Genomic DNA, 21,012 nt, shown 5'->3' on the forward strand with positions numbered 1-21,012 from the left:
GCGACGCTGCTGCGACGTGCTCTGGTGAGGGCAACGTAGAGCGAACGATGATCTTCGTTCCGTGGGTTGAGGCCGTTCTGTAGGGCAGCTGTATCGGCCTTGTCCAACCTGACTCCGACAGAGTTCCACTCTCAGATCGCCTCTTGGGCTTGGCCTACTCGCGACTTGATGGCCAGGGGCAGAACATGCGGGTCCAACGTCCACAAGGTGCTCCACCGCCGGGCGAGGACCACCACCCTGCCGATCACCACCAGCCACCCCGACGGCTACCTCTGGAAGCGCAACCACGTTGCCGACTGGCTCGCGACCGCCCCCGCGGTGTGGATCGACGACGACTTCACCCCGCTCGACCACCAATGAGCTAATTCCATCCTGAAGTCCGCAGGTCATGGGGGCTGGCGTGGCGCGGGGTCGGGGTGCTCGGGCCGTTCGCGGGCTGGGTTTGAGGCGGTGATCTCGGCTGCGGCGAGGCAGGCTTCCTCGCGCACATCCCGGTCGGGATGCTCGAGGAAGGACTCGACCATCGGTAGCGCCTTGGGGGCGTGCGTGGCGCCGAGGATGTAGATCGCGTGCCCGAGGAGTTCGGGTTCCATTGTCGGCATGGCAGCCGCCAGCGGTTCGACGAGGTCAAGGTGCAGGCTGTGGTGGTTGACCGCCTCGCTGACCGCGTTCAGAGCGGACTCCCGAACCCGGGTGATGGGTTCGTTGACGGCCAGGCTGACCAGACGCCCGACGACCAGGCGGGCCGTGTCCGTGTCCAGGGCGGTGCCGCGCAGCAGATCCCCGAGCGAGGCGGCGGCGACGTCACGCCAGCCCGGATCGCGGTCGGTCAGGGCTTCCAGTGCAGCGAACATGTCCTTCACGCGGCCACCTCGGTGCGCTCGACCAGGATGCCGTTCTCGAACCGGGCTCCCGCACGGACAAGAGGCACCAGGTGGGCGCCGGTGATCGCACGCCATCGCGCCTGGGCGGATTCGACGAGCTTGAACACCATCGTGAGGGCCGCGGCCGGGCCGCCGGCCCCGCGGGTGACCTTGGTGCGGAGCTTGACCGTGGAGAACGTCGACTCGATCGGATTCGTGGTCCGCAGGTGAACCCAGTGCTCGGCCGGGAAGTCGTAGAACGCCAGCAGTTCCTCCTGGTCGTCGGTGATCTTTGCGACGGCCTTGGGCCACTTGGCACCGTAGGTGCGGGCGAACGCCTCGATCGCCTTCTCGGCGTGCGCGCGGTCCTCCGCGTTGTAGATCTCCTGCATCGCCTTCGTCGCGCCCGGTTGTGCGGACTTCGGCAGGCAGTTCGTGACATTCCGGGCCTTGTGAACCCAGCAGCGCTGATGGCGAGCGGCCGGGAAGACCTCGGCGAGTGCCTTCCACAGGCCCATCGCGCCGTCGCCGATGACGAGCTCGGGGTCTCGCATGCCGCGTCGGCGGCAGTCGCGCAGCAGGTCGGCCCAGGACTCGGTGGACTCCCGCAGCCCCTCAGCCAGCGCGATCAGCTCCTTGGTGCCGTCCAGGCGGACGCCGAGCAGGACCAGGACGCACGAGTGCGCCTGACCAAGCCGGACCTTCGGGTGGACCCCGTCGGCCCATACGTAGACGAAGTCGCGGTCGGACAGATCCCGCTCCTGGAAGCCGGCGTGGTCGTCGCTCCACTGCTTCGTCAGCCGGGTGACGGTCGCGGGCGACAGGCCGGCCGTGCCGCCGAGGAACTGCTCCAGTGCGGGACCGAAGTCCCCTGACGACAGTCCGTGCAGGTAGAGCAGCGGCAGGACCTCCGAGATCTTCGGCGACTTGCGGCACCACGGCGCGAGGATCTTCGAGGAGAACCGCTTGCGCTCGCCGGTCTTGTCGTCGATGCGGCGGTCGTTCAGGCAAGGCGCGGTGACCTCGACCGGGCCGGCCGCGGTGACCACCGTGCGGGGCCGGTGGTGACCGTTGCGGACCACCAGACGCCGTCCATGCTCGTCGGTCTCGGCCGCCAACTCGGCTATGTACTGATTGACTTCCGCCTCCAGCGCGGCAGCCAGCATCCGGCGGGCGCCCTCGCGGACGATCTCGTCGATCAGGGAACCGGACTGGGTGGAGCCGTCATCGGTGACTACGCTGAGCACGGGCGTACCTTCCCGACCCACGCTGCAACGCGGGCCTACTCGGAGACCATCACGGATCATTCGGGAAGGTGCGCCCTCCGCGTCCCTCCCCGCACCGATCCACAAATCCTGAGCGTTGCTCGGCGGCTCGACGGCGGAGCGCGAAGCCGGCACCGGCGGTTCGGCCGACTGCTGCCGCATCTGGATGCGCTGCCAGGCCAACTGCCAGCGTGCGAGTTCCTCGGCGGACGCGCCGAAGGCAGTGACCAGCGCCAACACCCGTTCCAGGGGCGGGAGACGAATCCGCTGATGGCTCAGGTCTCCCGAAAGGGTGCTGCGTGGAAGGCCGGTGCGGCGCTCGAGTTCGCGCAGCGATGGGCTGCCCGACCATACCTTGAACGCCTGGAGTCGGCGAACGAACTCCTGCGGTGTGGTCGCTTCGCCCGGATCGGGCATCGTGGCTGAAATCTGCTGCGATAACCGGTCTGGATCCCCGCCGATGTGTTGCCCGGTCATATGTCCCCCTTTGAGGGATCGGCCCGATCGGCCGATCCAGCGTGTGCCGGGGACCATCCTGGCCAACACCAACTGAGCGCTCCATGGCGTTTGCTTGGCGTTCTATGATGCTCTGCTGTCAGGCACCCGCCAGGGCTGCAGGCTGGGAGTCGCCGACGGGGGTACGCGTCTGGGGCGTCAGGCCGTTCCTGCCGTCGTCACTCCCGCAGAGTGACCACCGTTCGGAGGCGATCATGCTGGGGGATTTCGGAACGCTGCTGCGACAGTACCGGTTCTCGGCCGGGTTGACGCAGGAGGAGCTCGCGGAACAGTCAGGTGTCTCGACGCATGCGATCAGCGTGCTGGAGTCGGGGCGGCGGCGGCCTCGCCTGTCGTCGGTGACGCGGCTGGCAACAGCCCTGGGCCTGGACCCGGCCGTCCGCGACCGACTGCTCGCCGCGGTACGCGGAGAACCGGAGCCGCAGCCGGGCATGGAGCCGGCCGAACGCGTGGTGCCTCGACTGCTGCCGTACGCCGTCCCGGACTTCACCGGACGGCGCAGCGAGGTGGACCGGCTGCTGGAGCTGGCCGCCGGACCGGGCAACGCTCGTCCGCTGGTGATCTCGGCCATCGACGGCATGGCCGGCGTCGGCAAGACCGCCTTGGCCGTTCATGCCGGGCACACCCTCGCCAGCCGGTTCCCCGACGGGCAGCTCTTCGTGGACCTGCGCGGTTTCACTCCGGGCCAGCGGCCGCTCGAACCGGGCGCGGCGCTGGCGAGTCTGCTCCGGGCGGTCGGTGTCAGCGAGAGTGCGCTGCCGTTGCTCACCGAGGAACGCGCCCAGCTGTGGCGCACCCGGGCTGCCGGCAGGCGGTACCTGATCGTGCTGGACAACGCCGTCGATGCCGAGCAGGTCCGCCCGTTGATCCCCGGCGACCCGCGCTGCCTCACGCTGGTGACGTCCCGGCGGCGAATGCCCGCACTGGACGGGGCGGTCAGCGTGCCGCTGGACGTGCTGAGCCATGACGAGGCCGTCGAGCTGTTCGCCCGGATCGTCGGCCTGGACCGGGTCGCCGGCCATGCCTCCACCGTGGACGAGATCGTCGCACTGTGCGGCAGGCTGCCCCTGGCGCTGCGGATCGCCGCCGCCAGACTGGCCCATCATCCCGCCTGGACGCCCGTCGAGTTGTTGCAGCGGATCCGGCGTCCGCAGAAGTTATTGACCGAGCTCTCCAACCACGACCAGGGCGTTGCGGCGGCCTTCGTGGACTCCTACCACGCCCTCACCCCGGCACAGCAGCGTGTGTTCCGGCTGGCCGCGCTGCACCCCGGCGAGGACTTCGCGCCGCACGCCCTCGCCGCCCTGGTCGAAGCACCCCTGGACGAGACCGAGGAACTCCTGGAGTCGCTGCACAACCACCACCTGCTGATCGAGCACACGGCCTTTCGGTACACCTTCCACGACCTGCTTCGCACCTTCGCCGGTGAACTGCTCGCCCACGAGGAATCCGAACCCGGCCGGCGGGCTGCGCTCATACGGCTGTTTGACCACTACCGTTACACCGCCGCCTCGGCGATGGACCGACTGGCCCCGCTGGAACGGCATCATCGACCGCGGCCACCCGCGCCCAGCGGTACCCCCCTGGTGTTCGCCGACCAGACGGACGCGGCGCACTGGCTGGCCCGGGAACAGGCCAACCTGCTGGCGGTCGCCCGCCACGCCGCCGACGCGGACCTGCCGGAGTACGCGGCGGACCTGCCGGCGGTCCTCTGGCGCCATCTCAAACGCAACATGCCCGCCCATGAAGCGCTCGTGCTGGGTACCCGGGCCCTGCGGGCCACCCGGCAGCTCGGCAGTCCGGCCGGTGAGGCAACCGCGCTACGGCATCTCGGGCTGGTCCAGTACCAGCTCGGCGACTTCCCCCAGGCGCTTGACCTGCTCCGCCAGGCCCTGGAGATCCAGCGGAGGATCGGGAACCGCAACGGTGAGGCCCATGTCCTGGCCAACCTGGGCTTCACCCTGACCCGGATGGGTCGTCTGGAGGAGGCCCTCGGCCACCAGCGGCTGGCGCTGCGGCTCAGCCGGGACATCCCCGAGCCGGCGGTCGAGGCGATCGTCCTGAGCAATCTGGGGCCCACGCTGACCAGACTCGGACAACTGCAGGAGGCCCTGGACTACCACCGTGAGGCGCTGGAGTTCCACCGGCGCAGCGGCAACCGCCTCGGCCAGGCCATAGTGCTCAACCAGTTCGGCGAGTACCAGCAGAAGCTGCAGCGCCATCCGGAGGCGCTCGACCTGTACCAGGAGGCGCTGGATCTGCATCAGGGCCTCGGCGACACCTTCGGCCAGGCCGAGTCGCACACCCTGCTCGGCGACGCCCTGCTGGCCATGGACGCTCCGGCGAGCGCTCTCCAGCACTACCGGGCCGCGATCGAGTACCTCCCGCACACCGGCGAGCGGTACAACCTCGGCCGCATCCACTTCGGGCTGGCACGCGCGCACCAGCGCCTGGGAGAATCCGACACCGCTCGGGAGCACGCCGAACAGGCAGTCGAGATCCACACCTCGCTGAACATCCCCGAGGCGGACGAAGCCCGGGCCCTGCTCGACTCACTCACGAAGTGACCCGGACGGCGTCCCGGAGCGTTCGGGTCCCTGCTCAGCACCTTGGTTGAGCTCGCGTCAGGTCCCCACGGCAGTCGAGCGGCGGGAGCGGACCCGCAAGGGCCCGCTCCTGCCTCACTCACCGCACCTTGCTCAGTTGATCGGGCCGCATGCCCAGGTGTTGTTGTTGGCCGTGTCGATCAGGCACGCCTCCAGGCTCTGGCCCGGACCGTCGTAGAACCACCCCTGCGCGGCCGAGCTGCCGCTCGCGCCGTTGCCCATCCAGCTCCAGGTGTTCCGGTTGAAGACACCGAAAAGACAGTGGCCGGGGTTCTGGGTCGGGACGATCGCCATGTAGTCGTGGTAGTCGCTCCCGAGGTTGATCTCCTCCAGCGCCACACAGCCACCGGTACCGAACTGCCAGGTGCCCTCGGCGGCCTGGGCCGAGGTCGCGGTCCCTATCCCGATCCCGGCCATCGCCACCGCGGCGATCACGGCGGCCGTGGCGCGCTTCCTGGTCCTGGTGAATCGCATGAACTCCTCCAGTGAGTCGGTTCCGCCCCGGAGTCGGCACCGGGGCACACCCCGAATCTCAGCAACCGGCGGAACGCGAAACAACTGGTCGAGCACCGTCCCGGACGCTCCCGGACGCTCCCGGACGGCGTCGGACGCCCTCGGGCCCGGTCCGCCGCTGTCATCGGCGACAAGGGCTGCAGCTCGAAGGAGGTCCGCGTCCGGACCAGCCGCCGGGCCGCCGGAACAGCCGCTGCACCACCTGCGGGCGAACCGTGCCTGCCGCCACGAACACCAGGATGCGCCCGATCCAGGCTCTTGCCGGTGGGCTCTGCGCTGAGACAGAACCGAGTTGATGTACAGACGACTCGATACCGATAGGTCGTCACAGGCGCGGACCGGGCCTCCGCGTGCACGGCGGCGCAGCGATCATCGTCAGCTGGCGCCCGGCCCTTGGGGGAGTGTCGGCATGACTTCACTCAACGCCCCGTGGGAGGAATCCGATGCTGTGGATGGCGAGGCGTAGCAGGGTTGATCCGGTGCCAGGGGCGGGCGGGGCGGCGAGCGTATCGCTTTCGGGTGTCGCGGCCCTTGTGATGCCGTCGCGCGGGCTGGTCCAAGAGGCTTCCCTCGGGGTGTCAGGTGGTGCACCGCCGGGCGCTGAACGCCGCGGGCCCGAATGCGCCTACGTGGGGAGGGGCTGTTCGGCCCAGATGGTCTTGCCTGTGCCGGTATGGCGTGACCCCCAGCGTTCGGTGAGCTGGGCGACGAGCATCAGGCCGCGTCCGCCCTCGTCGAAGATGCGGGCGCGGCGCAGGTGCGGTGCGGTGCTGCTGGCGTCGGATACCTCGCAGATCAGGGTCCGTTCCTTGATCAGCCGCAGCTGGATGGGCGGGGCCGCGTAGCGGATCGCGTTGGTCACCAGCTCGCTGACCACGAGTTCGGTGACGAAGACCAGCTCGTCCAGCTCCCAGGCATGGAGTTGGGCGGCCGCCTGGGCGCGGGCCTTGGCGACGACGGCCGGATCGGGGAGAATGTCCCAGGTCGCGACATGTCTGCTGCCCAGGGCGCGGGTGCGGGCGATGAGCAGGGCGACGTCGTCGGCGAGTTGCTCGTCGAGCAGCGCCGTCAGGATGTTGTCGCAGGTGGCTTCCAGTGAGGGGGCTGAGTCCGCGAGGGCCGTGCGCAGGGCGTGCCGGGCGGTGTCGATGTCGTGATGGCGGGCGTTGATCAGGCCGTCGGTGTACAGCGCCAGGAGGCTTCCTTCGGGGAGTTCGCGTTCCACGGACTCGAAGGGCGTGCTGCCCAGGCCGAGGGGCGGGCCGGTGGGCAGGTCGAGGACTTCCACCTCGCCGTCCGGGGTGACCAGGGCGGGAGAGGGGTGGCCGGCGCTGGCGAGCGAGCAGGTGCGGGAGATGGGGTCGTAGACCGCGTAGAGGCAGGTGGCTCCGAGTTCTCCAAAGGGCGCCTCGGCTTCCGGTTCGGGTCCGGCGCTGAGCCGGACGACCAGGTCGTCCAGGTGCGCGAGCAGTTCGTCCGGGGCCAGGTCGACGTCGGCGAGGGTGCGGACGGCGGTGCGCAGGCGTCCCATGGCGGCGGAGGCGTGGATGCCGTGGCCGACCACGTCGCCGACGACGAGGGCGACGCGGGCGCCGGAGAGAGGGATCACGTCGAACCAGTCGCCGCCGATGCCGGCCTTCGTGTCGGCGGGCAGGTAGCGGCCGGCGACGTCGACGGCGGCCTGTTCGAGGATCCGCTGCGGCAGCAGGCTGTGCTGGAGGGCCAGGGCCGTGGTGCGTTCGCGGGTGTAGCGGCGGGCGTTGTCGATGCAGACCGCGGCGCGGGCCGCCAGTTCCTCGGCAGCCTGCAGGTCGTTCTGCCCGTACGGTGCTGCGAAGGGGGCGAGCCGGGTGAAGAGGACGACGCCGAGGTTGGTGCCGCGGGCGTGCAGCGGGACCGCCATCAGTGAGTGCGGGCGGTGCTGGCTCACCCAGGCGGCGCGCTTCGGGTCGTGGGCGAGCCAGCGCGCGATCTCCAGTCCGCTGACCCGGTCGACGATGCCGCGACCGGTGGCCAGGCAGCGGGCGACTGGTGAGAACTCCGCGTAGTGGGCCATCTCGCCGACCGCGACGATCTCCTTCGCGTCGGATCGGACGGCCGCGCGGCGCAGTTCCAGCGGGCGGTCGGGGGGGATCGGCGGGGGTTCCTCGCCGCGCAGTGTGGCGTCGAGGAGATCGACCGAGACGAAGTTCGCGACGGTGGGCACGGCCACGTCGGCCAGCTCCTGGGCGGTGCGGAGCACGTCCAGAGTGCTGCCGATCCGCTTGCTGGCCTCGTTGAGCAGCGCGAGGTGCTCGCGGGCAGCGTACTGCTCGGAGAAGTCGAGTGCGGCCAGTTGCGCACCGGTCACCGAGCCGAGCGAGTCGGTCAGCGGGGTGACGTGGACGATCCAGGCGTGCGCCCGCGGTTCTCCCGGAACCTTGAGGTAGTTCACGAGGTACTCGGGCTCGCCAGTCGCCAGCACCCTGTCAACGCACTGCTCGGGCTGCTGGAAGGCCGGATCGGCTATGTGGTCGGTGATCCGCAGCCCGCGCAGCTCCTGCTCGGAGGCGGCCATTTGCCTGGTCATGGCCTCGTTGACCCGCAGAAACCGGCCCTCGGTGTCGAAGATCGCCAGGGCGAACGGTGACTGGTCGAACGACTGGTGGATCAGCGGGTCCGTCTCACGGCCCGCGGACTCCCGCTCTGCTCGGACCTCCAACAGCCAGTGGCCCAGCCCGTTGCCCCTGGCCAGCGGCTGAGCCCGCAACGAGCACTTCACCGCACTGCCGTCCCGGTGGCGGAGTACCACCCGTCCGGCCCAGCCCTCCCGTCGGCCGAACCGCTCCCTCGCAGCCGAGGGGAGCGGCGAGGAGAGCAACTCCGCCGCGGGCCGGCCGACGACCTCGGCGGCGGAGTACCCGAGCAACTGCTCCGCCCCGGCGCCCCAGCTGGCCACCAGCCCGTCCGCGGTCGCCACGGCCGAAGCCACGGCGGCTGGGAAGGAGTCGCCCCCGGGGCTGCTCGACGGCTCGCCCATGGTGCCACCTCACCTTCGGGTACCCACTGGTTCAAGGATCTCTCGGGTGCACGGCCAGTTCGCGTCAGCCCCCAGGAGTACGAGGAGTGCGGCCGTCAGCGACGTCGTCGGTCTCGCCTCAAGCCAGAGCACCCGTTTCGCGCTGGCGTGGGGCACCAGGCCCGGATGAAGATCCAGGAAGCGTTCCCGTCGTGCCCGACGAGCGCGGCTGGACGACGAGCGCGCACCAGGCGCTCGCCCCCCACAAAGTGGCAACCGGCCGTCCCCGGCCGTAGGCCCGGTGCTGGGGTGCATTTCCGCGGCTGCTGGTCGTACTGACCGGCACGGCGGGCGGTGCGGCACAGGGGGCTCCGTCAACCTTCGCTGAGATCGCCCAGGGCTCGATGAGACAGGTCACCGGCGCCGCAGTCGCACGGGACCGGAACTGTTCCGTCCCAAGGCTCCGTTTCAGCCGTTTTCTTCCAGGGCGGTGGTGTAATCGCGTAGCCAGTCGGTATGGCCGCCGATGCCCCAGTCGTCGCGGTCGAGTTCGTTGATCGTCACCCAGACTCGACGAAGGTTCTCGGGAGTGCGCTCGCTGTTCTCGATCCGCATGATGATCTCGGTGAAGTCGCGGATGATGCCCTGCTTGTCCAGGACGTCGAGGCGTCCGCTCAGGATGCGCACCTCGATGAAGTAGAACGGTTTCTCGTGATCCGGGCTGCCGCCGTTGTAGTCGGCGTCGGCGGCGACCTCGTAGACCCAGCCCTTCATAATCTTGCGGGCCGCGGGCGTCTCGGGCACCTTTTCCCAGAACATGAGCGCGTCTGTCAGGCGGGCCATGGCCTCGTGGCGTTGCTCGGTGGTGAGTGCGCCTTCTCGCACGGTCATGTTGATAAAGGGCATGACAGCCTCCTTGGACGTCCGGTCTTTCGGTATCTGGTGCGTGGCGTGGGCGCGGTCCGGCGGTTGCCTGCAGGACGCGGCGGTTGTGGACTCACGGCACAAGTGCGGCGAATCCCGCTCATCGGCGTGTCGGCGCGCAGTACGCGGGCGCGCCCGCAGAGGTCACAGGGCGGACTGTCCACCTCCGTATAGCCCCCTTCGGCGAGGTCCCGCGACATCGAGGACGTCGTTGGTGATCCCTCGTCAGGATGGTCCGAGTCGCTGCCAGGTCGCCTTCCGTCATCGGATGGCCTGCCGAGCGGGCGACGCCAGCCGCTCGGCGAGGACCAGCTCCCCGAAGGCCGTATCGCCCGGCGCCGCGACTTTATCGCCCACCGGGGCACGCATCATGGAGGTGACCGCGCTGATGCTGCTGACGAGAACCCACTTGGAAGCGGCTCCGTCAACCTTCGCTGAGAACCGCTCAACCATCGGTGAGACGTGACGGCATGTCCCGAGCAGTACCGTCAGCCGGCCTGGTCGTGGTCGCACCCGACAAGTTCAAGGGGACGCTGCGAATGAAAACTTGAGGACTCCAGGCGTGGCCTGAGTACTTTGCGCTACGGTCGTCGAAGGCCCTGAACGAACCGACGGATGGCCTCGCCGATCTGGTCAGGACTGTCCTCTTGTACAAAATGCTTCCCAGGCACGGTAACTTCTGTCTGGTTGGTCCAAGTGCGGCAGAACTCTCGGGGTCGGCCGGTGAGCAGCGCCCCTGGATCCGCGTTAATAAAGAGCTTGGGGACATCTGACTGCGCCAGCCAGTTGCCGTAGCCATGAACAATGTCTACGACGTTCGGAGGGTATCCGTCGATCGGCACCTCGCGGGGCCAGGTGAGTGTAGGACGTCTGTCCTCTCCAGGAGTTGCGAACGGCTTGATGTAACTCGCCATCTCCTCAGAGCTCAGCGTACGCAGGATCCCTCTGGGCATGTGCGTCTCGACAAAGAAGTTGTCCCTCAGCACCATCGTTTCGCCTGCGGGCGACCGCAGGCCCTCAAAGGCCTCGCGTCGTGCGGGAACTATCCAGTCGTCCCACACCAGTGGTGTGACGATTGATTCCATGTAGGCAATTCCTGCTACGCGGTCCCGATGCTGGTTGGCCCAGTCGAATCCGAGAGCGGAACCCCAGTCGTGCAGCACCAGCACGACATCCTGGTCGATCCCCAATTGTTCCCACAAGGTGAAGAGATATTCCCGCTGCTCCACGTAGGTGTAATGCTCCGGCCCGGAAGGGCTCAGTTTCTCCGAGTTGCCCATGCCGATCAGGTCACACGCGATGAGGCGCCCGAGCCCCTCAAGATGGGGCATGATGTTGCGCCACAGATAGGAGGATGTCGGATTTCCGTGCTGAAAAACGATCGGAGCCCCCGAGCCCTCCTCAATGTAGGCCATGCGTCGCCCCTTGACGACGGCGGTCTTCTTTTCACCGTAGGGTTTTACGCCATAGGAATTTGCCACTTCCGAAGATCCCTCCTCTGGGAAGTTGCTTCTGGATCGGCGATTGAGAATTGATGGACAATTCCCGGTCCGATGGCCCTCCGTGCTTGGCTTGCTTCCAAGGTTAGGGGAAAATGAACAACGTCGCCATCGCTAGAAATTGCGATGCCACGCAACGTCATGTGGGTGGCCGGACATGGCGGCGAAGCATGAAGGGCTCCGTTGCCTAATTCGGTGGTTGTTGGGGATGCTGCCGGCTGGGTTTCGAGAGGTCGGGGGTCTTGGTGTCGGTGCAGCCGCGTTCATGGCCGGAGGTTGCAGAGCGGACGGCGGTGGTGGCCCGTGCGGCGTTTCCCAAGGGTGCGCTGGAGATCCGGGTCCGGGGCGAGCTCGGGGAGTTGTTCGCTGACGAGGAGTTCGTCCGCAGCGCGACCTTCGCCGAGACCGCCAACGAGATAGCCGGCAACCGCCCGTTCGCGGTGCGGATCGGCTGGGCCGCCGGCGGCGGGCACATGAACGTGATCTACGGCTACGACCCGTCCTCCAAGATGATCGCCGTCGGCGACCCGTGGCCGTCCACCCAGACCTATACCTGGTGGAACTACGACAGTTACGCCAGCAACAGCTCGTTCACCTGGACCCACTCCCGGATCGGGATCCACAACTGAGGAAGGCTCGCCTCGCACGCGAAACCACCACCGCACCGGTCGGCCGGCAGCCCGCTGGCCTCGCTCGCCGTGGGCGCAACGGCGCTGCTGACCGCCGTCTGCCCGCAGGCCCGGGCCGACGACCGGCCGGGCGTACCGGACCTGCCAAAGGCGCAGCAGGTCCTGGCCTCCGACCAGGTCCTGGCCTCCGACCAGGTCCACAGCACCGTCTCCCGCTTCCTCGGCACGGTCGCCGCGGCCGGCAACGGCGTCCCGGCCATGCCGGCGGCCGGCGCAGCCGCGGACAGCAACCAGCCGTTCAGCATGGACGCCCCAGTGGCGCTGTACGAGCTGTCGCCGGACTTCGTCAAGGGCGCCAAGCCCGCGACGGCCGGCAACGCCGTGCGCCTGTCCTTCCTGGCCGCACCGGTGACCGGCAAGGACGGCCACCATGCGGACGTCCTGCTCAGCCGCGGCGCCAACTCCTGGCAGCTGGCGGGCATCCGCGATGGGGACGAGGACGCCGGCTACGCCAAGAAGGCCACCCAGGGCACCACGGTCTTCAGCGAGCCGCAGATCCACGCCTGGTACACGCTCGCCGACGGCAAGGTCCAGCCGCTGAACCACAAGGCGCAGGACGGGCTCGGCGGCCGCAGCAGCGTGTCGCTGACCGACTACCAGAAGCTCGTCCACCAGCGCTACGCCGACAAGATGCCGGGCTCCTCGTACGACCGCAACGGCCTGGCCGGCGGCTACGGCCTGGCCAACGCCGCACCGGCCCGTCCGTCCAGGCCGTCGACCACGGTGCCGACAGCCTCCGGCGCCGCGCTGGCCCTCGCCGCCGGCACCGTGCTCCTGCGCCGCCGTCGCTCGCGCGCGGCCCGCCAGGCGTAAGAAGCCGTTGTCGTACCGGACGTGATGTGGAGGTTTCTGCTGCTCGGGGGGTGTGGAGTCGACGGGAGCGAGGCACTTGTGGTGCCGGTGTGGGGGCCGGGATCGGACGCAGGTGTGCTGGCTGTGGAGTATCAGCGCATCGTCAACCTGTTGGCGGACCGTCAGCGAACGGACGATTCCGAGGCGATGAGCTGCCAGGAGATTGCGGCTGCGCTGGAGGTGGAGCTGGTGCCGTCGAAGATCGAGCGATACGGTCTCGGGCCAAGCGGCTGGTGGCCCGCGGGTGGCTGGCCGAGGACGTGCCGGGCCGGTTCAGGCTGGCCGCCGGGCCGGCCGGCGGGTCATGACCATGGTCATCGACCACAGCATCATGGCCTCGGCGATGTCGGTGTGCCGCTCGTAGTCGCGTACCAGGCGGCGTGTGCGCATCAGCCAACTCAGGGTGCGCTCCACCACCCACCTTCTGGGCAGCACCGTGAAACCCTTGGTCGCGAGCGGGCCGGTGGTGAAGTCCGCGTCGGTGAACCGCGGCCCCAACGCGTCGCGCACCCGCATCTCATCCGTCCCGTGCGGGTGTACCTGTCACGCCAGCTCAGCCGTGGCCTCAGGGATCGGCGGAACCTCGACCGGACGTAACACGCGAAACCCCCCGCACCCTTGGCAGAGAACGCTCTTCAGTGGTCAGGCCACCACTGTCCCACGACTTCACCACCCGACTTCGCCACCAGGGTCAGGGAGTTGGTCCTCCGGCCGCACCTGGGCGGGTCGTGGCCGCGGCAACAAGCGGCGCGGCGGCGCCTCCGGCAGGCGGGTGACGTGGGCCCAGGGAGGCGAGGGGGCGGTCGGGGGGAACCAAGACCGAACTCTACGAAACCCGGGGCAGTTCATGCCCCGTTTTTTGTTATCGCCGGCGCCCTCCCGTCTCTCCTGTTGTGAGGACGTCACGTTCCGCAGCACCAAGGCCAGCCGCATCAACGCGCGGTCGGCCGGATGGACAAGGAGCAACTCATGGCACGTCACCGTCGTATCAGATCAATGGCCGTCTGTCTGGCAGCCTTCGCCACGATCACCGGCCTGCTGGCCACCCCGGCTCTCGCGGTGCCCGGTCCAACCGCCCATACCAAGGCCGTCGCCGGAACCAGAAACGCGAAGCGGCCGCTGCCGCCGACCGGTCCGGCCACCACCGCTTCGGACCGCCCTGCTGCGCAAAGCACACCACTTACCACCGCCCGACTCCGCCCCCACATCCCAACGGCGAAAACGCACAGCGCGACGGCAGAAAGGAGTAAAGCGGCGCGGGCCGACGCGGCATCCTGTACCCCGGCAGACTTCGCCAGCCGGAGCGGATCGGATCTGGTCGACTTCGTCAAGGCATCGACCACCGACTGTGTCAACACTCTGTTCACCATCACCGGTGGGGACGCGTACAACGTGTTCCGCGAAGCCCAGATGGTCACCATCGCCGACGCTTTCCAGAGCGCCGCGACGACGTACCCCGGCGACAACTCGACCAGCGTGCAGCAGCTCGTAACCTTCCTGCGCGCCGGCTACTACGTCCAGTTCCACGATCCCAGCGACACCGGCAGCTACGGTACGGACCTGTCGACCGCCATCGAAGGCGCCCTGGACACGTTCGTCGCCAATCCGCACTTCATGGACGTCAGTCAAGCCAGCGGCGACGTCGTCGGTGAGGCGATTACCCTCACCGACAGCGCCAACGAGCAGGCGCGGTACCTCAGCACCTACAAGCAGGTCCTGAACGCCTACGACAGCTCGTTCGACGCGTTCCCCTCCATGATCAACGCCGTCAACAACGTTTACACGCCGCTGTTCCGAGGGCACCAGAACCCCGCTTTCGTCGACGCGGTCACAAACGACCCGAGCATCCTCGACACCCTCTACGCCTTCGCCCAGAACCACCTCGGGCTGCTGGGCACCGACAACTCCTTCCTGACCTCCAACGCCGGCATCGAGATGGCCCGCTTCGTCCAGCACTCCGCGCTCCAGGACAAGGTGCAGCCGCTCATGAAGGGGCTGCTGGACGCCTCGTCGATCACCGGCCCGACCGCCCCGCTGTGGGTCGGCATCGCGCAGCAGGCCGACTCCAACGACAAGGACAGCTGCTCGTACTACGGCACGTGCAACCTGACCGACCAGCTCACCGCGGCGGCGTTGCCGACCACTTACACCTGCGACGGGACGCGCACCATCCGCGCGCAGGCGATGACCTCCGACGAGCTCGCCGCCACCTGCGACAGCCTCCAGAAGCAGGACGGGTACTTCCACAACCTCGTGAACGACAGCGGCCCGATCCCCGACCAGCACGAGGATTCCATCCAGGTCGTCGTCTTCGCCAGCCGCGGCGACTACCAGACCTACGCAGGAGCGATATTCGGCGTCGACACCGACAACGGCGGCATCACCCTCACCGGGAACCCGGCCGACCCCGCCAACCAGGTCCGCTCCATCATGTACCAGAAGAGCTCGGACGACGGTTTCGCGGCGCGGATATGGAACCTGAACCACGAGTACACGCACTACCTCGACGGCCGCTACGACATGAAGGGCGACTTCACCCAGGAAATCACCGTCCCAGACATCTGGTGGATCGAGGGACTGGCCGAGTACGTCTCCTACAGCTACCGCGGTGTCACCGACACCGAGGCAGTCGCCGAAGCCGGCAAGCACACCTATGCGCTGAGCACGCTGTGGCAGGGCACGTACGACAACAGTGACGTGACCCGCACCTACCCCTGGGGTTACCTGGCGGTGCGATACATGTTCGAGAAACACCCGGCGGACATCCAGAACATGCTCGCCAAGTTCCAGGCCGGTGACTACGCCGGCGGCTACGCCGTCTACAACTCGGACATCGGCAACCGCTACGACGACGACTTCAGCACCTGGCTCGACACCTGCGCAACCGGCGGCTGCGCCGCAAACAGCGACCACGGCCTCTCCCGCCACTGAGATCTCCAGTACGGAGCGAGGCTTCTGGACGGGCGGCAGTAAACGGCCCGTTCAGGAGCCTCGCGTGCCATGTGCCGTCGGATTCGCGGGCGCGGTGCTCCCGACCGCTGGCTCATACTTCTGACCCTGTGGGTGCCGACAACCCTGTCACCTGCACTGAGCTGCAGCTTCAGGGTCACGATGTGATCACGTCGAGAGTGTGCCCGAGCCCGGCACCGCACGCTTGGGGATCGTGACGTTTCGTCTCGCCTACCGATTCGGCTGCCTCCTGCTCAGCTGGCCACGTCTGCTGGCCCGCTCTTTTGCGGCCAAGGACGTCGAGCTCGTCCTGTTTTCATCGAGCACGGCACCCGGCGGGTGCACATCGCCGGCGTCACCCGCAACGTCACTGCCCAATGGGCCATCCAGCAGGCCCGCAATCTCCTGATGACCCTGGACGACGTGCGCACCGCCGGCATCCGGTACCTGATCCGTGACAACGCCGGCTACTTCACCGTGGGCTTCGACGCGGTCTTCACCGCAGACTGACTCCCAGGGCGACGGCGCGGAACATGAAGGCGATGAATCGCCAGGTCTTCGGGTCCGGGGACAGCTTGCGTGTCTTGCGGTTCGTCCGAAGCCCGTACGGTGCGGCCTGCGACCACTCCCCGCGCTCGCGCTGGCGCGCCTTCGTGGCTCGCACGTTGTAGCTGAGCCTCTGGCTGTACTCGCGGGCGTCCTCCGCGCGCTGGATGATCCACCGGCGGTCGCGCTCGATATCGGAGTCGAGCCCCTCGTAATCGAAGATCACGCGGGCCTTGCCCAGGCCGGCTGCTCCCGGTGGTGGCCCGGCTGCCGCTGCTGGGCGCCAGGCGGCCCTCGGTGGTCGCCCTGCGCTTCGCGGACCGGAAGCCGGCGGACCGGTAGCAGCCGCAGCGCCAGGCGCGGACCGATCGGCGCCGTCTGCCGCAGGAACAATCGGCGAGCACTGACCGTTGCCAGCGCGGGTGGGCTGTCGGGTTAGGCTGCCCTGAGGGGATCGCCGGTCCGCCGGGGGAGGCGAAGGCCCGCCCGGTCCGCCCCTCGATCGACCCGGCCTGTCACACGCGAGACCCGCGGTCTCGTCCTGCCCCACGGAGGTAACCGACCTTGCACATCGACCAGTGGATCGACAGCGTTCCACCGACGGCCGTGTACGCGCTGGTCGGGCTGATCATCGGATTCGAGAGCCTCGGTATCCCGCTGCCGGGTGAGATCGCGCTGGTCGCGGCGTCGATGCTGGCCGTCAGCGGCACGGTCAACCCCTGGGGGGTGGCGATCTGCGCGATCCTGGGAGCGGTCGTCGGCGACTCGATCGGCTACTCGATCGGGCGCAAGGGCGGCAAGCAGCTCTTCGACAAGCTCGGCCGCAAGTTCCCCAGGCACTTCGGGCCCGACCACCTGGAGACCGCCGAGCGCTCCTTCGAGAAGTGGGGCATGTGGGCCGTCTTCTTCGGCCGTTTCATCGCACTGCTGCGGATCTTCGCCGGTCCGCTCGCGGGCGCGCTGAGGATGCCGTACTGGAAGTTCCTGATCGCCAATGTGCTCGGCGGCGTCATCTGGGCCGGTGGTACCACGCTGCTGGTCTACCAGGTGGGCAAGGTCGCCGAGAAGTGGCTGTCGAGCTTCGCCTGGATCGGTCTGGTCGTGGCCCTCGTCGTCGGCGCCTTCTCCGCCTGGCTGTTCAAGCGCAGGGCCGCCAAGGCCCGTGCCGAGCACCCCGAGACCTCGGGCGGCAGGAGCGGGACGCCGATGGAGCCGGTCAGGGACTGACGTCCCGGCGGTGACGGACTGTCAGTGGTGGTGCGTACGATCCGGGATCGCGGGCGTGCGCGGTTGCCGGACGGTGGGGAGAGGCAGGGCATGCGGATAGGACTACTGGGCACCGGGTCGTGGGCCGGGCGGGTGCACGCACCAGGGCTGGCCGCCCATCCGGAGGTGGAGTTCGCCGGGGTCTGGGGCCGTCGGCCCGAGGCGGCGGCAGCGCTCGCCGCCGAGCATAACGTGCCCGCCTGCACCGACCTCGACGAGCTGCTCGGCAAGGTCGACGCGGTCTCCGTCGCGCTGCCGCCGTCCGTGCAGGCCGAGCTCGCGCTGCGGGCCGCCGAGGCCGGGTGCCATCTGCTGCTGGACAAGCCGGTGGCGCTCACCGTGCCCGAGGCCCGGCGGGTGGCCGAGGCGGTCGAGCGGGCCGGGCGTGCCTCGGTGGTGTTCTTCACCCTGCGCTTCGGCGGCGATCAGGCGTCCTGGCTGGCCGAGCAGTCGGCGCAGCCCGAGTGGTTCACCGCCCGCTGCGAGTGGCTCGGCTCGGTCTACGCCGCCGACAGCGACCGCCCGTACGTCCCCTCGCCCTGGCGGCACGAGAAGGGCGCGCTCTGGGACGTCGGGCCGCACGCCCTGTCCGTCCTGCTGCCGGTGCTCGGGGACGTGGTCCGGGTGACGGCGGCCGAGGGCCCCGGCGGCACCGTGCACCTGGTGCTGCGGCACGCCCAGGGTGCTTCCAGCACGGCCACGCTGAGCCTGGCCACACCCCGGGCGGCGGCCGTGTCCGGAGTCAGCCTGGAGCTGCGCGGTGCAGCCGGGCTCGTCCGGATGCCCGAGCGGAACGAGAGTCCGCTGGTCGGCTTCGGGCGTGCGGTGGACGCCCTGCTCGGTGCGGCGCGCGGCGGGGAGCCGCACCCGTGCGGTGCGGCCTTCGGCCTGCGGGTGGTGGAGATCCTGGCCGCCGCCGAGCAGGCCCTGACGACGGGCTCGGCCTGCACCGTCTGAGCTGCACCGTCTGAGCTGTGCGGCTGGACCGGGGATTCCCCGGGGCCACCGCGCCCCTGAAGGGTTCTCCGCTCAACTGGGCTTGGGGCGGCGGTCGGCCGGGCGGCGGGGCGGGATGGGGCTTGAGGGGAAGTCGCGCGGGCCCGACCAGAGGGCGGGGACGGCATCGCTGCGCCGCGCCAGCTCGTACGCCAGGGCCTCGTAGTTGACCCGCCAGCCCCGGAAGTGCGGCCAGGCGTCGGCGGTCGGGCGTTCCTTGACGGTCCCGCTCGCGGTCACCATGGCGACCGCCGCGTCGAACTCCTCGAAGGTGAGCCGGATCGGGGTGTCCGGCTCCGGGTCCGGGTCGAAGTCGATCCGCAGGGTCCGTGCGATGTCGCGCATGGCGGTGAACCCGGCGCGCAGTACCAGTCGGGCCTCCGGCGGAGCCGTGCTCGGGCAGATGGAGAGCTGGATCGCGGCGGCGTCCATCACCGCCAGCAGCGCCACCACCCAGTTGCGGTTGGGCTGCGGGGAGCGGAAGGAGAGCAGCACCGGGTAGTTGGAGTGCCCCTCGCCGATGTCGGCTGCCAGCCGCTCCCAGTCGCGGTAGAGCTGCGGCAGCGCGGTCTCGGTGTCCACCAGCGACTGCCTGGCCAGCAGTTCGGGGCCCCACGCGGGTTCGCCCGCCCGGGACTCCAGCAAGGTCACCTCCACCTCGCGCCGGTTGTAGGCGCCGTAGAGGGTGGGCAGGTAGCCGATCAGCAGGGCGATGGTCAGCGGGCCGCTCGCGGCGGCGAGGAAGTCCAGCGTGCTGAGCCGCAGACGGTTGCTGCTGGCGAAGCCCAGGGTGAAGAGACTGGACCCGGCCTCGCGGAAGGAGACGCCCCAGGGCAGGCCCGAAGTGCCGTGCAGCAGCAGGGTGTAGGCGAACAGCATGCTGACCAGCCAGGTGTTGAGCATGCAGAGCAGTATCAGCGGAGCCAGCCAGGTCTGTGCCCGGTCGTGCACCCGGTAGCCGCCGCCGAAGGGTGCCGCCAGCCGTTTCAGTGCGCCGCGCAGCAGGGCCCAGAGCCGGTAGACCAGGACCGAGTACAGTCCGCGCGGCACCACCAGGGTGCGCAGGATGCTGGCCACCGTGATCAGCAGGATCAGGAGTCCGGCCAGGATGTAGATCAAACTCATGGCGTCATTGTGGCCCGGCGGCCGGCCTGCGACGTTCGACAGGTGCCGGCCGCCGGACGCGTCGCGGACGACGGAGCGTCAGCCGGTGGCGAGCGCCGCAGGCCGGTCGTACGCGTCCTCGAACCCGCGGCGCGCTGCCACCGCCCCGCCCCGCCCCGTCGTTCAGGCGGCCGTCGGCATGGCCGGCAGCGGGTGCCAGTCGGCCTGGACGTCGCGCATCAGCAGCGCGCAGTCGAGTGCGGCGCTGCCGGGAGGGAAGTTCCCGGGATCGTCGAAGAACGAGGAGTGGACGGAGTGGACGACGGCCGCCTCGATCCGCCAGTCGTCCGTCCGGAGTTCCATACCGTCAAGCCGAAGGCCGGAACGGGTGGCCGAGAAACCCTTGGTGCCCTGGCGGAAGAAGGCCGACGCCTGGTCGAGGTCGTCGAAGAGCCTGCTGCCCCAGAGCTCTTCGGCGGGGCTCGCGGTGACGGCGACCCGGGTGGCGCCGTCGCGTCCGGCACAGGAGATGCGCAGTTCGTCGGCGTTCTCCTGGACCTCGAAGGTCGCGGCGCTGTGCTCGCCGGGGAAGAGCCGCCCGCCGGCCAGGACGTTGATCGCCGAAGCGCTGTCCCGACGCGGGATGTAGACGCCGGTCTCAGGGCCCGACGGGCCGTCCCACTCGACCGCGAACCGGTGCGCGGCGTTCTCGCTGCGCAGCCCGACCCCGCGCGGGGCCCAGTGCGGACGGGTGTCGCCGAGCCGGAGCAGGCAGATGCCCGCGACCGCCCACCCGCGGACCAGTTGCGGCCGCAGCGGAGCGGGCAGCAGCCGCGCGGCGGCCTCCGGCTCGATCCGGTAGTTCACCAGCAGCCGCCGTTCGACGGTGCTGGACAGCTTCGGTGTGATCACGGTTCCCCCTGGATTGTCACGGAAGTGGAGCTCGGCGTCGCGGGCTCGGCGGCACTTCTGCAACAGGCTCGCTAGCTGTTGCGGCGCCTGACGTGCCGTAGGACGACCTGCTCCGGGCAGACGGCGCTGAGGAAGCGGCCGACGCAGGTCGCCAGCCGTTCCTCGACCAGCGAGTACAGGATCCGGTTGGCATCGCGGCGCTCGCGGACCAGCCCGGCCGACTTGAGCACGCCGAGGTGCCGTGAGACCGATGGCGCGCTGATCGGGAACCTTGCCGCGATCTCACCCGCCGCCAGCTCACCGTCGCGCAGGTCCTCCAGGATCTGCCGCCGGGTGGGGTCGGCGAGCGCGCGGAAGACGCTCACCTCGTCTTCGTCCGTCTGGTGCATGGCTACATTATTAGCACAGTAGCTAAATTCGTAATCAAGGCCGGGATCTGGACGGGCCCGGGGGTGTGGCACGATGCAGCTGGGCTTGATCGGAACTGGTCCGGCGGCCACGGCAGTGCGGGTTC

At 69.1% G+C, this 21,012-nt stretch carries 19 protein-coding genes and 1 pseudogene; 8 read left to right on the forward strand and 12 right to left on the reverse strand.

Going from position 1 to position 21,012, the window contains the following annotated elements; all coding sequences use genetic code 11:
* The first annotated feature begins 168 nt into the window (after positions 1–168).
* Positions 169–360, forward strand: coding sequence for a hypothetical protein (locus tag P3T39_RS13590; protein WP_280697896.1), 192 nt, complete (start codon positions 169–171; stop codon positions 358–360).
* Between the two features lie 26 nt (positions 361–386).
* Here P3T39_RS13590 and P3T39_RS13595 read toward each other — a convergent pair whose 3' ends face one another.
* Both P3T39_RS13595 and P3T39_RS13600 read right to left on the reverse strand, forming a co-directional pair.
* Positions 387–854, reverse strand: coding sequence for a HEAT repeat domain-containing protein (locus P3T39_RS13595; RefSeq protein ID WP_280697886.1), 468 nt, complete (start codon positions 852–854; stop codon positions 387–389).
* Between the two features lie 5 nt (positions 855–859).
* Positions 860–2,110, reverse strand: a complete 1,251-nt coding sequence (locus tag P3T39_RS13600; protein ID WP_280697887.1) for an IS256 family transposase — start codon at positions 2,108–2,110, stop codon at positions 860–862.
* Positions 2,111–2,838: 728 nt separating this feature from the next.
* Here P3T39_RS13600 and P3T39_RS13605 point away from each other — a divergent pair.
* On the forward strand, positions 2,839–5,211 hold the full coding sequence (locus tag P3T39_RS13605) for an XRE family transcriptional regulator (RefSeq protein ID WP_280697790.1): 2,373 nt from the start codon (positions 2,839–2,841) through the stop codon (positions 5,209–5,211).
* A gap of 132 nt (positions 5,212–5,343) precedes the next feature.
* On the opposite strand, the gene P3T39_RS13610 is transcribed toward P3T39_RS13605, so the two are convergent.
* The 5 genes from P3T39_RS13610 to P3T39_RS13630 all read right to left on the reverse strand — a co-directional run bounded on the left by P3T39_RS13610 (position 5,344) and on the right by P3T39_RS13630 (position 11,166).
* A complete protein-coding gene (locus P3T39_RS13610; protein WP_280697791.1) occupies positions 5,344–5,724 on the reverse strand; it encodes a hypothetical protein in 381 nt (126 codons plus the stop codon).
* 664 nt (positions 5,725–6,388) lie between these two features.
* A complete protein-coding gene (locus P3T39_RS13615; protein WP_280697792.1) occupies positions 6,389–8,782 on the reverse strand; it encodes a SpoIIE family protein phosphatase in 2,394 nt (797 codons plus the stop codon).
* Positions 8,783–9,229: 447 nt separating this feature from the next.
* Complete coding sequence (locus P3T39_RS13620; protein WP_280697793.1) at positions 9,230–9,667, reverse strand: hypothetical protein; 438 nt, start codon at positions 9,665–9,667, stop codon at positions 9,230–9,232.
* Between the two features lie 279 nt (positions 9,668–9,946).
* Entirely contained in the window at positions 9,947–10,138 is a 192-nt protein-coding gene (locus P3T39_RS13625) for a hypothetical protein (protein WP_280697794.1), read from the reverse strand.
* A gap of 128 nt (positions 10,139–10,266) precedes the next feature.
* Positions 10,267–11,166 carry a haloalkane dehalogenase gene (locus P3T39_RS13630; protein ID WP_280697795.1) on the reverse strand — a complete coding sequence of 300 codons (900 nt, stop codon included), beginning with the start codon at positions 11,164–11,166 and terminating at the stop codon, positions 10,267–10,269.
* Between the two features lie 377 nt (positions 11,167–11,543).
* On the opposite strand from P3T39_RS13630, the gene P3T39_RS13635 reads away from it, so the two are divergent.
* Positions 11,544–11,813 carry a papain-like cysteine protease family protein gene (locus tag P3T39_RS13635; protein WP_280697888.1) on the forward strand — a complete coding sequence of 90 codons (270 nt, stop codon included), beginning with the start codon at positions 11,544–11,546 and terminating at the stop codon, positions 11,811–11,813.
* Positions 11,814–11,882: 69 nt separating this feature from the next.
* Positions 11,883–12,686 carry a hypothetical protein gene (locus P3T39_RS13640; protein ID WP_280697796.1) on the forward strand — a complete coding sequence of 268 codons (804 nt, stop codon included), beginning with the start codon at positions 11,883–11,885 and terminating at the stop codon, positions 12,684–12,686.
* 312 nt (positions 12,687–12,998) lie between these two features.
* On the opposite strand, the pseudogene P3T39_RS13645 reads toward P3T39_RS13640, so the two are convergent.
* Positions 12,999–13,175 (reverse strand): annotated as a pseudogene (locus tag P3T39_RS13645) (transposase); the annotation flags it as partial.
* A gap of 519 nt (positions 13,176–13,694) precedes the next feature.
* Here P3T39_RS13645 and P3T39_RS13650 point away from each other — a divergent pair.
* Positions 13,695–15,656, forward strand: coding sequence for a collagenase (locus tag P3T39_RS13650; protein WP_280697797.1), 1,962 nt, complete (start codon positions 13,695–13,697; stop codon positions 15,654–15,656).
* Positions 15,657–16,013: 357 nt separating this feature from the next.
* The gene (locus P3T39_RS13655) at positions 16,014–16,184 is read left to right on the forward strand and encodes a hypothetical protein (protein WP_280697798.1); all 171 of its coding nucleotides are present in this window, start codon (positions 16,014–16,016) and stop codon (positions 16,182–16,184) included.
* Here P3T39_RS13655 and P3T39_RS13660 read toward each other — a convergent pair.
* On the reverse strand, positions 16,171–16,446 hold the full coding sequence (locus P3T39_RS13660) for a hypothetical protein (RefSeq protein WP_280697799.1): 276 nt from the start codon (positions 16,444–16,446) through the stop codon (positions 16,171–16,173). The two genes, P3T39_RS13655 and P3T39_RS13660, sit on opposite strands and share 14 nt — an antisense overlap.
* Positions 16,447–16,784: 338 nt before the next feature.
* On the opposite strand from P3T39_RS13660, the gene P3T39_RS13665 reads away from it, so the two are divergent.
* Together P3T39_RS13665 and P3T39_RS13670 are read left to right on the forward strand one after the other, a co-directional pair.
* Complete coding sequence (locus tag P3T39_RS13665) at positions 16,785–17,447, forward strand: DedA family protein (RefSeq protein WP_280697800.1); 663 nt, start codon at positions 16,785–16,787, stop codon at positions 17,445–17,447.
* Between the two features lie 90 nt (positions 17,448–17,537).
* Positions 17,538–18,443 carry a Gfo/Idh/MocA family oxidoreductase gene (locus tag P3T39_RS13670; RefSeq protein ID WP_280697801.1) on the forward strand — a complete coding sequence of 302 codons (906 nt, stop codon included), beginning with the start codon at positions 17,538–17,540 and terminating at the stop codon, positions 18,441–18,443.
* Positions 18,444–18,515: 72 nt separating this feature from the next.
* Here the strand turns inward: P3T39_RS13670 and P3T39_RS13675 are convergent, their stop codons facing one another.
* The 3 genes from P3T39_RS13675 to P3T39_RS13685 all read right to left on the reverse strand — a co-directional run bounded on the left by P3T39_RS13675 (position 18,516) and on the right by P3T39_RS13685 (position 20,887).
* The gene (locus P3T39_RS13675) at positions 18,516–19,607 is read right to left on the reverse strand and encodes a hypothetical protein (RefSeq protein WP_280697802.1); all 1,092 of its coding nucleotides are present in this window, start codon (positions 19,605–19,607) and stop codon (positions 18,516–18,518) included.
* Between the two features lie 162 nt (positions 19,608–19,769).
* Positions 19,770–20,498 (reverse strand): DUF2071 domain-containing protein, encoded by a 729-nt coding sequence (locus tag P3T39_RS13680; protein ID WP_280697803.1) that lies wholly within the window; start codon positions 20,496–20,498, stop codon positions 19,770–19,772.
* Between the two features lie 71 nt (positions 20,499–20,569).
* Positions 20,570–20,887 carry a metalloregulator ArsR/SmtB family transcription factor gene (locus P3T39_RS13685; RefSeq protein ID WP_280697804.1) on the reverse strand — a complete coding sequence of 106 codons (318 nt, stop codon included), beginning with the start codon at positions 20,885–20,887 and terminating at the stop codon, positions 20,570–20,572.
* Positions 20,888–21,012: the final 125 nt, after the last annotated feature.

It is taken from the genome of Kitasatospora sp. GP82 (genome assembly GCF_029892105.1).
Taxonomy (GTDB): Bacteria; Actinomycetota; Actinomycetes; order Streptomycetales; family Streptomycetaceae; genus Kitasatospora.

Coding starts and splice junctions, on each gene's coding strand:
- P3T39_RS13590 (WP_280697896.1), top strand. CDS start 169: ATGGCCAGGGGCAGAACATGCGGGTCCAACGTCCACAAGGTGCTCCAC.
- P3T39_RS13595 (WP_280697886.1), bottom strand. CDS start 854: ATGTTCGCTGCACTGGAAGCCCTGACCGACCGCGATCCGGGCTGGCGT.
- P3T39_RS13605 (WP_280697790.1), top strand. CDS start 2,839: ATGCTGGGGGATTTCGGAACGCTGCTGCGACAGTACCGGTTCTCGGCC.
- P3T39_RS13610 (WP_280697791.1), bottom strand. CDS start 5,724: ATGCGATTCACCAGGACCAGGAAGCGCGCCACGGCCGCCGTGATCGCC.
- P3T39_RS13615 (WP_280697792.1), bottom strand. CDS start 8,782: ATGGGCGAGCCGTCGAGCAGCCCCGGGGGCGACTCCTTCCCAGCCGCC.
- P3T39_RS13620 (WP_280697793.1), bottom strand. CDS start 9,667: ATGCCCTTTATCAACATGACCGTGCGAGAAGGCGCACTCACCACCGAG.
- P3T39_RS13625 (WP_280697794.1), bottom strand. CDS start 10,138: ATGGTTGAGCGGTTCTCAGCGAAGGTTGACGGAGCCGCTTCCAAGTGG.
- P3T39_RS13650 (WP_280697797.1), top strand. CDS start 13,695: ATGGCACGTCACCGTCGTATCAGATCAATGGCCGTCTGTCTGGCAGCC.
- P3T39_RS13670 (WP_280697801.1), top strand. CDS start 17,538: ATGCGGATAGGACTACTGGGCACCGGGTCGTGGGCCGGGCGGGTGCAC.
- P3T39_RS13675 (WP_280697802.1), bottom strand. CDS start 19,607: ATGAGTTTGATCTACATCCTGGCCGGACTCCTGATCCTGCTGATCACG.
- P3T39_RS13685 (WP_280697804.1), bottom strand. CDS start 20,887: ATGCACCAGACGGACGAAGACGAGGTGAGCGTCTTCCGCGCGCTCGCC.